This window comes from Brumicola blandensis, assembly GCF_031846165.1.
Taxonomy (GTDB): Bacteria; Pseudomonadota; Gammaproteobacteria; order Enterobacterales; family Alteromonadaceae; genus Glaciecola; species Glaciecola blandensis.
This window is the reverse complement of the sequence record NZ_JAVRIE010000017.1, coordinates 1-1,421: the sequence shown is the minus strand read 5'-3', so window position 1 is coordinate 1,421 and position 1,421 is coordinate 1. Positions and strand designations below refer to the sequence as shown.

The 1,421-nt window shown below is 40.7% G+C and carries 2 protein-coding genes; both read left to right on the top strand.

The features are described 5' to 3' along the window. The first annotated feature begins 48 nt into the window (after window positions 1-48). Window positions 49-549, top strand: a complete 501-nt coding sequence (locus RM544_RS17640; RefSeq protein WP_311363140.1) for a transposase — start codon at window positions 49-51, stop codon at window positions 547-549. Next, the gene (locus tag RM544_RS17635; protein WP_311363141.1) at window positions 459-1,391 is read left to right on the top strand and encodes an IS3 family transposase; all 933 of its coding nucleotides are present in this window, start codon (window positions 459-461) and stop codon (window positions 1,389-1,391) included. Before RM544_RS17640 ends, RM544_RS17635 begins: the two co-directional genes overlap by 91 nt. The last annotated feature ends 30 nt before the right edge of the window (window positions 1,392-1,421 follow it).

Here is a 1,421-nt window from a genome sequence, read left to right as displayed (position 1 = left end):
TGAAGTGACCCCCAATAGTTGGACTATCCAATTACTGGGGGTCTTTTTATGTCCAAACATCACAGAGAATTTAAGTTAAAGTTAGCGCAACTAGCGCAAGAAGAGAGTTCAAGGAGCTTAGCTCCAAAGTTTGAAGTACGCTCTAATCTGGTCCGTTACTGGGCGTTAGTTTATCGGCTCAATGGTGCGAATAGCTTTACTCACAAACAACTTCCCTACACATTTGAATTTAAACTCAATGTGCTTAAAACAATGAGAAATAATGAATGGTCTCTCAGTTACACTAGCGCCTATTTCGACTTATCATCCCCTGGTATTTTATTTCAATGGCAAAAGCTTTATGCTCACGAAGGTATAACCCGTCTCAAACCCAAGAAAAAAGGAAGGTCTCGCGTGACGAATCACTCTTCAACTCCTAAACCATCAGCAGAAATGACTGAAAAAGAGCTCAGGGAAGAATTGGATTATCTACGCGCAGAGAACGCAGTCTTAAAAAAGTTAGAAGCCTTGGCTCAAGCCAGAAAGAAAAAAGCAAAGACAAGACGATAGTTGTCGAAGAGCTCAAGGCAAAATACAGCTTACAACACTTATTAAAGGTCACAGGGCTTCCTAAGAGCGTGTATTACTACCATCGTAATACGCTGAATCGCCCCTGCTCCAATGCTGACTTACGCGTAAATATACGTGATATCTATCACAAACATAAAGGACGATACGGCTATCGTAGGATAACTTACGCGCTAAGAGCGATGGGCTTGGTAGTTAATCATAAACGTGTACAACGTTTGATGGGCGAGCTTGGCTTGAAATCAAAAGTCAGGCCGAAACGCTACAAGTCTTACAAAGGTCAAGTCGGCAGAATCGCTGAAAATGTTCTTAAACGTGAATTTACGGCAAAGAAGCCAAATCAAAAATGGGTGACCGATGTGACTGAATTTAAGGTTAATGACCAAAAAGTATATTTATCACCAATAATAGACCTGTTTAACCAAGAGGTGATCAGCTATGAGGTACGAACCTCTGTTACCTTACCCTTGGTTACTGATATGCTTAAAGCCGCGACAGCAAAGCTGCTGAAGCATGAGAGACCACTCATACACTCAGACCAAGGTTGGCAATATCAAAATAAACAATACCAACAGCATTTGAAAGCGCATGGACTGCTTCAGAGTATGTCTAGAAAAGGAAACTGTTTAGACAATGCAGTTGCAGAGAACTTCTTCGGCATATTAAAAACTGAGATGTATCACAATGAAACGTTTAAGGACGCGAATGAACTCATTGAAAATATCAAAGAATACATTGATTATTACAACAACGAACGTATTAAGCTGAAACTGAAAGGCCTGAGTCCGATACAATATCGAAATCAGGCCTTGGTTGCCGCTTAGAAATGAGTCCAACTTAATGGGGTCACTTCA